The sequence below is a fragment of the Paraburkholderia kururiensis genome (assembly GCF_034424375.1).
Taxonomy (GTDB): domain Bacteria; phylum Pseudomonadota; class Gammaproteobacteria; order Burkholderiales; family Burkholderiaceae; genus Paraburkholderia; species Paraburkholderia kururiensis_A.
In genome coordinates, this window is record NZ_CP139965.1 from 4,550,432 (window position 1) to 4,564,610 (window position 14,179).

At 65.7% G+C, this 14,179-nt stretch carries 12 protein-coding genes; 1 reads left to right on the forward strand and 11 read right to left on the reverse strand.

All coding sequences use genetic code 11. The annotated features are described in order from the left end of the window. Positions 1-97 precede the first annotated feature (97 nt). The 5 genes from U0042_RS20445 to U0042_RS20465 form a co-directional block, all read right to left on the reverse strand. Positions 98-775 (reverse strand): SDR family oxidoreductase, encoded by a 678-nt coding sequence (locus tag U0042_RS20445; RefSeq protein WP_114809408.1) that lies wholly within the window; start codon positions 773-775, stop codon positions 98-100. 33 nt (positions 776-808) lie between these two features. Next, positions 809-2,011, reverse strand: coding sequence for an acetyl-CoA C-acetyltransferase (locus U0042_RS20450; protein ID WP_198665221.1), 1,203 nt, complete (start codon positions 2,009-2,011; stop codon positions 809-811). Then, positions 2,004-2,774, reverse strand: a complete 771-nt coding sequence (gene can / locus U0042_RS20455; RefSeq protein ID WP_114809406.1) for a carbonate dehydratase — start codon at positions 2,772-2,774, stop codon at positions 2,004-2,006. Before can ends, U0042_RS20450 begins: the two co-directional genes overlap by 8 nt. Positions 2,775-2,859: 85 nt before the next feature. Next, positions 2,860-4,728 (reverse strand): bifunctional isocitrate dehydrogenase kinase/phosphatase, encoded by a 1,869-nt coding sequence (gene aceK / locus U0042_RS20460; RefSeq protein ID WP_114809405.1) that lies wholly within the window; start codon positions 4,726-4,728, stop codon positions 2,860-2,862. A 420-nt stretch (positions 4,729-5,148) separates the two neighbouring features. Next, complete coding sequence (locus U0042_RS20465; protein ID WP_114809403.1) at positions 5,149-5,586, reverse strand: MerR family transcriptional regulator; 438 nt, start codon at positions 5,584-5,586, stop codon at positions 5,149-5,151. A 185-nt stretch (positions 5,587-5,771) separates the two neighbouring features. Here U0042_RS20465 and U0042_RS20470 point away from each other — a divergent pair, with 185 nt between their 5' ends. Continuing rightward, positions 5,772-6,842, forward strand: a complete 1,071-nt coding sequence (locus tag U0042_RS20470) for an MBL fold metallo-hydrolase (protein WP_114809402.1) — start codon at positions 5,772-5,774, stop codon at positions 6,840-6,842. Positions 6,843-6,942: 100 nt separating this feature from the next. On the opposite strand, the gene U0042_RS20475 is transcribed toward U0042_RS20470, so the two are convergent. From U0042_RS20475 to argS, 6 genes are all read right to left on the reverse strand, one after another. Next, positions 6,943-8,547, reverse strand: coding sequence for an ABC transporter substrate-binding protein (locus U0042_RS20475; RefSeq protein WP_114809401.1), 1,605 nt, complete (start codon positions 8,545-8,547; stop codon positions 6,943-6,945). 299 nt (positions 8,548-8,846) lie between these two features. Beyond that, the gene (locus tag U0042_RS20480) at positions 8,847-9,659 is read right to left on the reverse strand and encodes a helical backbone metal receptor (protein WP_114809400.1); all 813 of its coding nucleotides are present in this window, start codon (positions 9,657-9,659) and stop codon (positions 8,847-8,849) included. A 70-nt stretch (positions 9,660-9,729) separates the two neighbouring features. Beyond that, positions 9,730-10,500, reverse strand: coding sequence for an SDR family oxidoreductase (locus U0042_RS20485; RefSeq protein ID WP_114809399.1), 771 nt, complete (start codon positions 10,498-10,500; stop codon positions 9,730-9,732). Positions 10,501-10,516: 16 nt separating this feature from the next. After that, positions 10,517-11,155: a thiol:disulfide interchange protein DsbA/DsbL gene (locus U0042_RS20490; RefSeq protein WP_114809398.1), complete on the reverse strand. Its 639-nt coding sequence runs from the start codon at positions 11,153-11,155 to the stop codon at positions 10,517-10,519. A gap of 130 nt (positions 11,156-11,285) precedes the next feature. After that, a complete protein-coding gene (locus tag U0042_RS20495; RefSeq protein WP_114809528.1) occupies positions 11,286-12,080 on the reverse strand; it encodes an SPOR domain-containing protein in 795 nt (264 codons plus the stop codon). A gap of 89 nt (positions 12,081-12,169) precedes the next feature. After that, on the reverse strand, positions 12,170-13,954 hold the full coding sequence (gene argS, locus U0042_RS20500) for an arginine--tRNA ligase (RefSeq protein ID WP_114809397.1): 1,785 nt from the start codon (positions 13,952-13,954) through the stop codon (positions 12,170-12,172). Positions 13,955-14,179 lie beyond the last annotated feature (225 nt).

Sequence of the window (14,179 nt, forward strand, 5' to 3'; positions counted from 1 at the left end):
GGGTGTCTCCGTTTTTTGAGTGAAGTTTTTGGGATGGCTCGTGCGCGCAGCGCGGCGCGGGGTGGCGCGGGGTGGCGCGGGGTGGCGTTGCGGCGCGCTACCAGTCCAGCTCCGTGCCGTCGTACTGAAAGAAGCGTCCGTTGAACACGTCGCGCTCCACGGCGGCTTCGGCCAGCACTTCGCGCAGGCCGTTCACGCTGTGCTGCACGTCGATGGCGGCCTCGGCGCCGCCCATGTCGGTGCGCACCCAGCCAGGATGCAGCGATACGCACGTCGCGCGGCGCGCCTGCAACGAAGCGACCTTGAGCGCGTCGTTCAGCGCCGCCTTGCTCGCGCGATAGAGCCAGCCCGTCGTACCGCCCGCACCCGCAATGCTGCCCATGCGGCTCGACAGCACGGCAAGCACGCCGTGCGCCTCTTCGACGAGCGGCAGCAGAATCGGCATCAACTGCATCGGGCCGCGGACGTTGGTGGCCATCACGTAATCGAAGTCTTCGGCCGTGAAGGTCTCGACGCCTTCGGTGCGCGGCCCGTACACGCCCGAGACGATCAACGCGACGTCGACCCGCTCGCCATCGAGCTGCCAGCCGAGCACCGCGATCTGCTCGGGCTCGGTGATGTCGAGCGAGAAGGTCTGCGCGCCCATCTCGCCGAGTTCGGCGAGGGACGCGTCGTCGCGCGCCGTGGCCAGCACGCGCCAGCCGGACTTGCGGTACTGCCGCACGAACTCGCGGCCGATGCCGCGCGATGCGCCAACCACGAGCGCTGTCCTCATGCTGTCACCTCCATGTATCTCGCTTGCCGTTTTTCAGACGAGTTCGATGCCCATCGCCGTGGCCTCGCCGCCGCCGATGCACAGGCTTGCCACGCCGCGCTTCAATCCATGCTGACGCAGCGCGCCGATGAGCGTGACGACGATGCGCGCGCCCGATGCGCCGATAGGGTGCCCCAGCGCGCACGCGCCGCCGTTGATGTTCACCTTGTCGTGCGGCAGCCCGTGCTCTTTCATCGCGGCCATCGTGACCACGGCGAAGGCCTCGTTGATCTCGTAGAGATCGACGTCGCCGGCGCGCCAGCCGTTCTTCTCGAAGAGACGCCGGATGGCGCCCACCGGCGCCGTGGTGAACTTCGCGGGTTCCTGCGCGAAGGTGGCGTGGCCCACCACGCGCGCGAGCGGCGAGAGACCGAGGCGCGCGGCCGTCGAGGCGCGCATCATGACGAGCGCCGCCGCGCCGTCCGAAATGGACGACGAGTTCGCCGCCGTCACCGTGCCGGTCTTGCTGAACGCGGGTTTGAGGCTCGGAATCTTCTCGACGTTGGCCTTGAACGGCTGTTCGTCGCGTTCCACCCGCACGTTGCCCTTGCGGCTTTCCACCGTGACCGGCGCGATCTCCCACGCGAAGGAGCCGTCTTCGTTCGCACGCTTCGCGCGGTTGAGCGATTCGATGGCGAACGCGTCCTGCTGCTCGCGCGAAAAGTCGAACGACGCCGCGCATTCCTCGGCGAACGTGCCCATCAGGCGGCCTTTTTCGTACGCGTCTTCAAGGCCGTCGTAGAACATGTGGTCGATCACCTGGCCGTGGCCCATGCGCATGCCGGCGCGCGCCTTCGGCAACAGGTACGGCGCGTTGGTCATGCTTTCCATGCCGCCCGCCACGACGACCTGCGCCGACTCGGCGAGCAGCATGTCGTGCGCGAACATGGCGGCGCGCATGCCCGAGCCGCACATCTTGTTGACGGTGGTGCAGCCCGCCGACAGCGGCAGCCCCGCGCCCAGCGACGCCTGGCGCGCCGGCGCCTGGCCCTGGCCCGCAGGCAGCACGCAGCCCATGATCACTTCGTCGACGTGCTCGGGCTTGAGGCCCGCGCGTTCGACGGCCGCGGCAATCGCCGCCGAACCGAGCTGCGGCGCCGTGAGCGCCGCGAACTCGCCCTGGAACGCCGCCATCGGCGTGCGCGCGGCCGCCACGATGACGACCGGATCGCGCGCTGTCTCCTTCATCTCACTCATGTTTGAGCTCCTTGATAACGCCTTGTACGACGGCGGGTACGTCGCCGAGCTTCGCGGCATCGGCGGCGACCACGTCGTTGTCGGTTTCGTGGGCGTGGCTGGTCGTGGCGCCGCTCACGCAGCGCTGATACGTTTCGTCGAGCTGATCGGCCGACGAGATCGTCATGCCGAGGTTGCGCACGCGGCCGTCATGCACGCCGTAGGCCCAGCCGTGAACGGTAAGCGACTGACCGCGCGCCCATGCATCGTTGACGATGGTGGTGCGGCACACGTTGAGCACCTGCTCGATGGTGTTGAGTTCGACGAGCCGCCGGTGGCGCGCTTCGCCGATGGGCCATTCCTCGAGCAAGGCCGCGTGCTTGGCACGCACGTCCTGCACGTGATGCAGCCAGTTGTCCGCAAGGCCCACACGCCGGCCGTGCAGCGCCGCGCCCACGCCCGAGCAGCCGTAGTGACCCACCACCATGATGTGCTTGACCTTCAGCAGGTCGACGGCGAACTGGATCACCGAAAGGCAGTTGAGGTCCGAATGCACCACCACGTTGGCGATGTTGCGATGAACGAACACCTCGCCCGGCGGCAGGCCGATGATCTGGTTGGCGGGCACCCGCGAATCGGAACAGCCGATCCACAGATACTCGGGCGCCTGCTGGTCGGCGAGGCGCGAGAAGTATTGCGGGTCGGCGGCGAGCTTCGAGGCAACCCACTTCCGGTTGTTGTCGAACAGGTGTGAGAGCGGATGGTCTGGAGAAGTCGTGTTCATGATGACTCGGTTGGTGTTTCGGGGCCGCGGGGGCGGCCCACCGGTTGAGGCAGAAAGAAGGTGACGTAGAGCGCGCGCATGGCGTTCACGCCACCTTCACGGCGGCTTCGTCGGCGGTGGCGGCCGTGCCCGCTGCGGGCTGCGTGGCCGCATTAGAGGCCTGCCCCACGTGGCTTGCGGCGCCGACGAAGCGCTCGGGATACCGTACGCAGAAACGGATGCTCTGGTCGTACGGGAAAAAGTCGGGCAACTCGCCCTTCAGCAGATGATCCTTGTGCCTTTGCCAGAGTTCGGGCGTGAAGAAGTCGGCGTGGTGCGCGAGGAAGTATTGCCGCACGCGCGTGTCGCCCAGCAGGAACGTGCCGTAGGTTTCCGGGAAGATGTCGTGCGGGCCGACGGCGTACCACGGCTCGCCGGAGAGTTCGTCTTCCTCGTTGCGCGGCTCGGGCACGGCGCGCACGTTGCAGTCGGTGAGGTACTCGATCTCGTCGTAGTCGTAGAACACCACGCGGCCGTGGCGCGTCACGCCGAAGTTCTTGTAGAGCATGTCGCCCGGGAAGATGTTCGCCTGCATCAGCTCTTTCACCGCGTCGCCGTATTCCTTCACCGCGTGTTCCACCTGCTCGTCGGTGCCGTTTTGCAGGTAGATATTGAGCGGCACCATGCGGCGCTCGATGTAGACGTGGCGGATCACGAGGTTGTCGCCCTCGTACTCGATCATCGAGGGCGCGTAGGTTTCCAGTTCCTTGATGAGCGCGTCGTCGAGGCGCGACACCGGCAGCGCGACGCTCGAATATTCGAGCGTGTCGGCCATGCGGCCCAGCCGGTCGTGCCGCTTCACCAGCTGGTACTTCGCGACGATCTGCTCGCGCGTGGTCTCTTTGGGCGGCGGGAACGCGTCCTTGATGAGCTTGAACACGTAAGGGAACGACGGCAGCGTGAACACCAGCATCACGAGGCCCTTGATGCCGGGCGCGACGATGAACTGGTCGCTCGAATGCGAGAGGTGATGCAGCAGGTCGCGGTAGAACAGGTTCTTGCCCTGCTTCTGCAGACCCACCGACGTATAGATTTCCGCCTTCGGCTTGCCCGGCATGATGGTGCGCAGGAATTCGACGTAGGCCGAGGGCACTTCCATGTCCACGAGGAAGTACGAGTGCGAGAAGCTGAAGATGATGAGCAGCTGCTCGCGCTTGAGCAGCACGGTGTCGAGCGTGAGCACGCCGGGCTTCGCGTGGCGGATGGGCACGGCGAACGGCAGCATGACGTCGCCGTTGATGATGCGCCCGATGATGTAGGCCGCCTTGTTGCGGAAGAACAGCGACGAAAGCACGTGAATCTGGAAGTTCGCGGCTTCCTCGAATTCGCCGAACGCGTCGTGAATGGCCTGCATCAGGCAACCGACGTCGCGCGTGAGGTCTTCGAACGGCGGCTCCAGCTGGAAGTTCGTGACGACGCGCTCGAGCGTGGCGGCGAGCCCGTCCTTGCCGGGGTAGTAGGCACGGTAGGTGGGCTTCGCGGCGGGCTCGTCGTTCTCGATGTACTCGGTCGAGATGGCGGGCCGCACGAAAATGAAGTCGTTGTTGAAATACGACCGGTGCAGGATCTTGCAGCAGACCGAATTGAAGAACGTCTCGGCGCACTCGGGCTGGCGGTGGCGCGTGAGCAGACCGATGTAGTGCAGCTTGATCTGCTGCCAGACTTCGTCGTCGATGTTCTCGGCGTCGTATTCGTCTTCGAGCAGCTCGACGCATTCTTCGACGCGCTCGTCATACGACGTGATGCGTTCGCGCGCGAGGCGCTGCAGGCCATGCCAGTCGCCGGCCTCGAACAGCTCTTTGGCACGAATGGCCGCGTCGCGGAAAATCCGGTAGTGCCGGTCGAAGCCTTCGAGCATGGTTTGCGCGAGGTCGAAACCGATCTGCGACGACAGCAGTTTAGGAAAGTGATTCATGTCGACCGTGCATGTTCCATGTCGTGAGGACACACGGGATTGTATCGTCCGCGGGTGTCCTGGCTGTTCGCGGCCTCGTGTTTTGGCCGCTTTTGCGCGCTTCGTTCTGTGCGCACCCGGCCGGCCGTGGGCGCTTCTTTGGGCCATCGCGCGCGATCGTGATGGCATCGTGCGCGAACGGCGCGACACGCGCCAGTGCTGACTACCCTGTGGCGACGCGCCTGGTGGCGACGTGGGGCGCGGGCCCTGTGCCGAGGTGCGCCGTGTGCCGGTTGCTTGCCGCTGTTGCGTGCCGTTGTTTCCTCGTTCCGTTCGTTGATGCGGGCCTTGGGTGCGTCTGCTTCGGTTGTCTCTGTTTCCCGGTGCTCGCCCTTCGCTTCCGTGCGGCGGTTTCCGGTCCGGTTCGGCCCTGTTCCAGGATCAGGACGTCTCGCCCGACGATGTAGCCGCTTCCGTACTGCGTTCGCCTTTGTGCCGGTTGCCTTCGAGCAGCGCGCGCGCCTGGGCTTCGTACTGCGCGAGGTCTTCGAGCGTCGCATTCAGGTCTTCGCGCTGCCGTTCCAGCACCTCGCGGTGGCGCACCACCGTGGCGAGAAACGCCTGGAGCTGGGGCAGGGTGTCCGTTGGCGATTCGTAGAGGTCCAGCAGATCGCGGATTTCCGAGAGCGTGAAGCCAAGGCGCTTGCCGCGCAGCGTTAGCTTGAGGCGCGTGCGGTCGCGCCCCGAATAGACGCGCCGCAGGCCGCTCGCCCCTTCGCGGCTGGGCGAAAGCAGGCCCTGGTCTTCGTAAAACCGGATGGCGCGGGGCGTGACGTCGAATTCGCGGGCAAGCTCGGTGATCGTGTACTGGATGGTCATGGCTCGGAAGGCGTCGGGCCGGCGTGGCGAACGTTCGGCTGGGTGGTGGCCGGCACGCGGGTCCAAATGAACGATAGAATCGACGTTTACGTTATCGTCAACTTGAAACTTGCGCAACCTGGCGAAAGGCGGCCAAAGACGCCGCCAACGACGAGCCAGGCAGGAGAAAGGAGAAGAGACCCGCGATGAATGCACTCGAACACCAGCTCGACTATCCCTTTGCCGACACGCTGCCCGAGCCCGGCAGCGTATTCGAAGCGGCGCCCGGCGTGTTCTGGCTGCGCATGCCGCTGCCGTTCGCGCTGGATCACATCAATCTCTGGCTGCTGCGCGACGAAATTGACGGACAGCGCGGCTGGACGGTGATCGATTGCGGCATCGCCTCGGACACGATCAAGGCGCATTGGGAAACCGTGTTCGACAGCGTGCTGGAGGGCTTGCCGGTGCTGCGCGTGCTCGTCACGCACTGCCATCCCGACCATCTCGGACTCGCACATTGGCTGTGCAATGGCGGCGAGCGCGAGCGCTGGAACGTGCGGCTGTGGATCACGCTGGGCGAATACATGCTGGGTCGCGTGATGGGCGCGGGGGACGGGTCGAACGCGGGCGGCGAGGGTGCCGCGCGGCACTTCGCGCGCCACGGACTGGCCGACGAAGCGTCGCTGGAGAAACTGCGCAGCCGCCGCAGCTACTACTCGAGCCTCGTGCCGGCGATCCCGAGTCAATATCGGCGGCTGCGCGAGGCCGACGAAGTGCACATCGGCGGACGCAGCTGGCGCGTGGTGACGGGCTTCGGTCACTCGCCCGAGCATTGCGCGCTGCATTGTGAAGAGGCAGGCGTGCTGATTTCCGGCGACATGGTGCTGCCGCGCATTTCCACCAACGTTTCGGTGTTCGACATCGAACCCGAAGGCAACCCGCTCGCGCTGTATCTCGAGTCGCTGGGCCGCTACGAAACCATGCCGACGGACACGCTCGTGTTGCCCTCGCACGGCAAGCCATTCCGCGGGCTGCACACGCGTATCGCCCAATTGCGCGCGCACCACGACGCGCGGCTTGCCGAAGTGCGCGAAGCTTGCGAGAAAGCACCGTGCAGCGCCGCCGACATTGTTCCGATGATGTTCAAGCGCGAACTGGACATTCACCAGATGACCTTCGCGATGGGCGAAGCGCTCGCGCATTTGCACCTGCTGTGGCTGGCGGGCCAGCTCAAGCGCGTGCAGGGCGAAGACGGGGTGATCCGCTTTGTGGTGTGACGTCAGACTGAATCACCTGCACGGCGAGACCGGGGCTAAAGAGACCCAGACCAAAGCGGTCCGGGCAGGCCTGTCCGACCCGGCCCGGTCCGCTTGAGCGTTACTGCACCACCACGTTCCCGAAGTTCTGCCGCCCGAACGGGCTGACCTGATAGCCGCTGACGTTCGCGCGCGTAATCGCGGCAGCCATGGGATAACCGAGCGGAATCCACAGCGCCTCGTCGTGGATGATCTTTTGCGCGGCCTCATAGGCTTTGGTCCGCTTGCCGATGTCTGCTGTCGTCTTGCCTTCGGCGATCAGCTTGTCGAGTTGAGGGTCGCAGTAGCGTGCGAAGTTGATGCCCGACTTCACGGCGTTGCAACTAAAGAGCGGCGACAGGTAGTTGTCGGGGTCGCCGTTGTCGCCGGCCCAGCCCATGAAGAGACTGTCGTGCTGGCCTTGCTTCGCCTCCTTGATCAGCTCGCCCCATTCGATCACCTTCACGTCCGCTTTCACGCCGATCTTCGCGAAGTCGGCCTGCAGCAGTTCTGCACCCGCTTTCGGGTTCGGGTTCAACACGCTGCCGGTTGGCCGCACCCAGATGGTGGTGGAGAAACCGTTCGGCAGACCGGCTTCGGCGAGCAGCTGTTTGGCCTTCGCGATGTCGTGCGGATACGGCTGGATGCCCTTGTCATAGCTCCACGTGTTGGGCGGCCACGGGTTCACTGCCGGCGTCGCCGTGTTGTCGAACACGACCTTGAGGTAAGTGGCGCGGTCGAAGGCGAGGTTGAGCGCCTGGCGCACCTTCTGGTTGTCGAGCGGCTTCTTCTCGGTGTTCAGCGCGACGAAGGCGGTCATGAAGGCGGGCGTCTGCACGACCTTCAGTGACTTCTCGTTCTTCGCGTCGGCCACGTCTTGCGGTTTCGGCGACAGCGCGATCTGGCATTCGCCGGCCTTGACCTTTTGCGCGCGCACGGCGGCGTCAGGCGTGATGGCGTAGATGAGCCGGTCAATCTTTGGCTTCGGCCCCCAGTACGTCGGGTTCACTTCGTAGCGGATCAGCGCGTCTTTCGTGTAGCTCTTCAGCACGAACGGCCCGGTGCCGATCGGCTTCGCGTTGAGGTCCGTCTGCTTGCCGGCCTTGAGCAACTGGTCGGCATACTCGGCTGAATAGATCGAGGCGAAGCCCATCGTGAGGATGGGCAGGAACGTGGCGTTCGGTTCGTTGAGTTCGAACTTCACGGTGCTGTCGTCCACCTTCGTGACGGACTTGATCAGCTTCGTCAGGCCCATCGACTGTGCGTGCGGAAAGCCGCTCGGCCCCGTCACCTTGTGCCACGGGTTGCTGTCGTCGAGCATGCGGGTGAACGTGAAGACGACGTCGTCGGCGTTGAGCGGACGCGTGGGCTTGAAGTAGTCCGTGGTCTGGAACTGCACGTTGGGGCGCAGATGGAACGTGTAGGTGAGCCCGTCGTCGCTGACTTCCCATTTGTCGGCGAGCGCCGGCACGACCTTCTTCGCGGCCTCGTCGTAAGCGACGAGCGGATTGAAGATCACGTCGGCGGAGGCATTCGTGGTGACGAGCGAGTTGTACTGGACGACGTCGAAACCGTCCGGGCTCGACTCCGTGCACACCGTGAGCGGTTTGGCCAGTGCCAGCGCGGGCACGGCCACGAGGAGCGGCACCAACGCGGAGAGCACGGTGGCGGGCAGTCTGAGGTGCATAGGTTCTCCCATAACAGTCGTGGTCAGGCAGTTCGTCTGGCTTCTGGTGCAAGCGAAGGATCGCACGTTCGGACCGGCCGCGCCCATGCGGCGTGGCCCGCGACCCGGCACCGGCCTGTCTGCGGATTCGAGCGATTCCAGCCCGGCAAGCTTATCGAAGGGATATTGCCGCGACAACCCGTCCGATCGGCATATGGATATGCGCCGCGGCCACGCGCAAGCTACGAACTCGCGGGCGCTGACTCAAGCAGCCGCCCAGTGCTGCGCGTGTCCACCGAACGTGAGGGAGTGTGCGTATGTCAGGCCGAAGCGAAGTCCATCAGATACCCGATGCCCGCAATGGCGCGCGATCCGTACCACGAGACGAACTCGCCATCGATCAACGCGACACGTTTGCCTGCGAGCCGCGGGTCGCGGCGCAGGGCGTCTGCGTGGGTTTCGGTGAAGCGATAGGGCTCGCTCGACAACAGCACGCGGTCTACGTCCGCAAGCCAGGGCGCGTCGAAATCGAACCCGGGGTAGCGTGCGGCGCCAGCGGAGCCGCCATAGGTCACAGGCAGTGTCTGCCAGTTCACGAGACGCAGCATGGCGGCGATGTAGGTGTCGCGCGCCACCGTCATCCACGGTTCACGCCAGATGGCGTAGACCACGTGCCGTTCGGGCCAGGCACGTGCCGCCACGGCATCGAGCCTCGCTTGCAGGGCCGTGCAGAGCGTTTCGGCTTCGCGTTCGCGGTCGAAGATGGCGCCCAGCAACCGGTACAGCGCGAGGTTGTCGCGCGGCGCGAGCGGATGCGTGACGATGACGTGCGGCACGAAGCGGCGCAGTTCATCCACGGTGTGTGCTTCGTTTTCGTCGATGTTGACGATGACGTGCGTGGGCCGCAACGCGCGAACGGCGTCGATCTTGACGGCCTTCGTGCCGCCTACCTTCCGCACGTGGCGCACGCGTTCACGCGGATGAATGCAGAAGCCCGTGCGGCCCACGATGTGGGCATCCAGCGAGAGGGCGAACAGCAGTTCGGTGATGCTCGGAACGAGCGAAACGATGCGGGCAGAGGAACCTGCCCGGCCGTGTTCGGTGCCGGCGGCGTCTATGGCGGCGTGATCCATGCCGTGGACATCTGCCGCAGGCGTCGGCACAGGCGAACGCTGGCCAGCGGTTGCAGCCGCGCTCACGCGCCTATTCGCCCGCGCGTGGCTTGCGCGGCGCCTTTTCGAAGACGCGGTCGTAGATCCAGCGCGGCAGCCCGTGCAGCAGCGCGGCCGCTACGCGCATCTGCCACGGGAACACGGCGAAGCGCGTCTTGCGCGCGACGGCGTCTGCGACTTTCGCCGCGAAACGGTCCACGTCCATCAGGAACGGCATGCGGTAGGAGTTGCGCGCCGTCATCGGCGTGCGGATGTAGCCGGGCGCAATGGTGACGACTGCCACGCCGTGCGGCCGCATCTCCACGCGCAGCGCTTCGAGGTATTTGAGCGCCGCCGCTTTCGATGCGCTGTAGGCCCCCGACCCCGGCAAGCCTCTCACGCCCGCCACGCTCGCAATGCCGACCAGCGTGCCGCGCCTCGCGGCCACCATGGCGGCCGCGAATGGCTCGAAGGTGGCGACCATGCCGTAGTAGTTGACGTCCATGACGTCGCGGAATGTCTTGAGGTCGCCCTGGCCTGTGATCGCGCCGCGGCTCACGCCCGCGTTGGCGATGACCACGTCAGGGCAGCCGTAGTCGGCCATGAACCGCTGCGCGGCGATGGCGAGCGCAGCCTCGTCGCGCACGTCGACGGCGTAAATGGCGATGGGATGGGACGGGTGAGTCTGGCGGAAGTCGGCGAGAGCGTCGCCGCGGCGGGCGACGAGGCCGAGAATTGCGCCGCGCCGCGCATATTCGGCGGCGAGCGCGAGGCCAATGCCGCTCGAAGCGCCGGTGATGAAAACCTTGAGGGGTGGGTTCATGCCGGCGCTTCGGCGCTTACATCTTCTTGGCGCGAATCTGGGCGATCAGGTAGTCCAGCACCTGGAGCGTGCCGGGCAGGCTGTTTGTCATCGCGGGGCCCGTCTCGTACTTGCCTTGCACGGCAAGCGTCGGCACACCGTCGATGTTGTAGTCCGCGATCATCTTCTTGTCGCGTTGCAGGGCGCTTTGCGTGGAGAACGAGTTGTAGGCGTCCATGAACTTCTTCGTATCCACACCGTTCTTCGCAAGGAATTTCGCCTGGTCTTCGGGCTTGAGCAGGTAGTCGCGGTTCACGTGGATTTCGTTGAAGACCTTCGGCGTGAGTTGCGGTTCGACGCCCAGCGCGTCCAGTGCGTGATACAGCTTCGAGTGCGGCAGGAAGTCGTCGCGGAACGCCACCGGCACGCGCTTGAACACCACGTCCGGACCTTGCTTCTTGACCCACGCTTCCAGGTACGGCTCGAACTCGTTGCAGTGCGGGCAGCCGTACCAGAAGAATTCGGTGACCTCGATCTTGCCGGCCGGCACGTCCACCGGCTGCGGCGTCTTCAGGACGCTGTAGTCCGTGCCGGCGACCGGCGCGGCGGGGCTCGCCTGCGCGCCGACGGCGACGATCGAAAGAGAAAGAAACAGTGCGCTAAAGAGTTTTTTCATTTCCTTGTGACCCACGTTGGCATGTGTTGGCACGCGTTAGTGCTGCTCAGGGGGCGCTCGCTGTGCGCCGCCCGTGCTACTCAGACCAGCGCCGGCCGCGCGCGGTTCAGCGGCCGGCGCATCGAAAGCGTTACTGTTTCGTGAAACGGATGACGGCCGTGTCGATGCCCGCGTCGGAGAGCCGCTGGCGCGTCGTGTTCATGTCGTCGAATTTCGAGAACGGCCCGATGCGCACGCGGTAATACGTGATGCCGCCTGCGTCGCGTTGCGTGACCTTCGATTCGAAACCCTGGAACGCGAGGCGCGCGCGCTGCTGTTCGGCGTCCGCGGCGGTCTTGTAGGCGCCCACCTGCAGGAAGTAGCCGGTGTTCGCGTCGCCGGCGGCAGGCGCCGCGCCTTGCTGGGCGGGCGAGGCCGGAGTGGGCTTCGGCGTAACGGCCGGCGCCTTGGGCGGCGGATTGTTCGCCAGTTGCGCGGTGTTGCCGGCCGGCTTCTGTGCGGACTGCGCTGCGTTGTTGTCCGTGGCGGGCTTCGGCGGCACGGCGACGCCGTTGTTGGCGGCGGCCGGCGCGCTGGACGGCGGTACTTCGACGATCTGCGGTTCCTCCAGCATGCCCGACTGCGACTGGCTCGTGCTCTGGCCCGGCGCTGTGTTGGGCGGCGCGGCTTGTGCGGCCTGCGGCACCGGCTGGCCCGGCGTCTTGCCCTGCAGCGAGCGGTTCGGATCGTACTGCTGCGCGCCGCTTGCGCCCGTATCGGAGGCTGCCGGCGGCGCCACCTTCGCCACGAACGGCGACGGCGCGCGCGTGATGTAGAGCGCCACCACCACCGCGATCGCGAGGCCGACAATCAGGCCCAGCACGATACCGAGAAACGTTCCCCCGGTCTGTTTCGACTGACTTGTAGTGCGGCGTGGTTTGGCCATCGTTTGAATCACCTGCGAACAAAAGAATCCTGGGAGGGCCGCCGTTCGTCGCGGCGGCCACGTGTTGCCACTCGTGTGACGTCGGGAACTTACATGCGCTCGGGTGCCGAAACGCCGATCATGGCGAGGCCGTTGGCAAGCACCTGGCGCGTAGCCGCGAGCAGGGCGATGCGCGCATCGCGCTCCTTCGCGTCGTCGACGAGAACGCGTTCGGCATTGTAGAACGAGTGAAACTCCGCCGCGAGTTCGCGCAGGTAGAAGGCCACTGCGTGCGGCGCGAGCTCGTCGGCCGCGTGGGTCAGCATGTCGGGGTACTCGGCGAGCTTCGCCACGAGCGCAAGCGCGCGTTCGCTCGCGAGCGGCGAGAGGTCGATGGTCGGCAGCGCGGCTTCGTCGCCGTGGTGACGTGACTTCCACTCGTTCAACACCGACGAGATGCGTGCATGCGCGTACTGCACGTAATAAACCGGGTTCTCGTCGTTCTGCTTCAGCGCGAGGTCGATGTCGAACACGAATTCCGTGTCGGCCTTGCGCGAGATCAGGAAGAAGCGCACGGCGTCGCGGCCGCGGCGGATGGTGGCTTCGTCGAGCAGATCGGGCGCCGTTTCCGAACCCGGGGTCGCCCCGCCCGACCATTCGATCAGGTCACGCACGGTCACGTAGCTGCCCGCGCGCTTCGAAATCTTCACTTCCTGACCGTCGCGCATGACGGTGACCATCTTGTGCAGCACGTAGTCGGGGTAGCCCTTCGGAATGCCGACGCCAAGGCCCTGCAGACCCGCACGCACGCGAGCGATAGTGCCGTGATGGTCCGAGCCCTGGATGTTGATGACCTTCGTGAAGCCGCGCTCCCACTTGGTCACGTGATAGGCGACGTCGGGCACGAAGTACGTGTAGGTGCCGTCGGACTTGCGCATCACGCGGTCCTTGTCGTCGCCGTAGTCGGTCGTGCGCAGCCACAGCGCGCCGTCCTGCTCGTAGGTCTCGCCGGTCTTGATCAGCGCCTCGACGGTCTTTTCCACGCGGCCTTCGGTGTAGAGCGACGACTCGAGGTAGTACTGGTCGAACTTCACGCCGAACGCCTGGAGGTCCATGTCCTGCTCGTGGCGCAGATAGGCCACGGCGAAGCGGCGGATGGCATCGAGGTCTTCGACGTCGCCGGTGCCCTTCACGGGCTCGCCGTCCTTGGCCGAGACGGTTTCGCCTGCCATGAAGTCGTGCGCGATCTCTGCGATGTACTCGCCGTTGTAGGCGGCTTCGGGCCAGCCCGCGTCGCCGGGTTTCAGCCCGCGGGCGCGCGCCTGCGTGGAGACGGCGAGATTCTGGATCTGCACGCCCGCGTCGTTGTAGTAGAACTCGCGATGCACGGCGTAGCCCTGCGAGGCGAGCACATTCGAAATGGCGTCGCCGAGCGCGGCCTGACGACCGTGGCCCACGTGCAGCGGACCGGTGGGGTTCGCCGAGACGAACTCCACCAGCACGCGCTTGCCGGCTTCGCGCTGCGAGCGGCCATATGCGTCGCGTTCGGCGAACACCGCGCCGATCACGGCGCGCTTCGCGTCCGCAGTAAGACGCAGGTTGATGAAGCCTGGGCCTGCCACTTCGGCGTGCTCGACGAGCCCCTTCGCTGCGGCGCTTGCCACGATGGCATCGACGATCTGCTGGGCGAGTTGACGCGGATTCGCGCGCAGCGGCTTGGCCAGTTGCATGGCGACGTTGCAGGCCACGTCGCCGTGCGCGGCGACCTTCGGGCGTTCGAGCGCGATGGCGGGCGCGACGAATGCGGCGTCTGCGGCGCCCTGGGTTGCGTCGGCGACTTTCTTCACCGCGTCGGCGAACAGCGTTTCGAGAGTCTGTTTTTGTGCGGGCAGCATGCTTGTTGCGGGTCCTATGCGGGTAATTCGGCTGTGGCCGGCCTTTCGTGGGGGCCATCATGAATGGATGGAAAGCGGGCGCGGCAGCGTTCGCGCGAACCCCAGGCAACTCGTTAAGCGGCTGTCCGGGCGACTGCCTGCGCGGTTACACGCGCCTCGCGAGCGACGGCGCTTGCGGTTGGCTTGCTGTGCGGCATGCAGGCCTGCATGCTGGCGAGGGTGAGC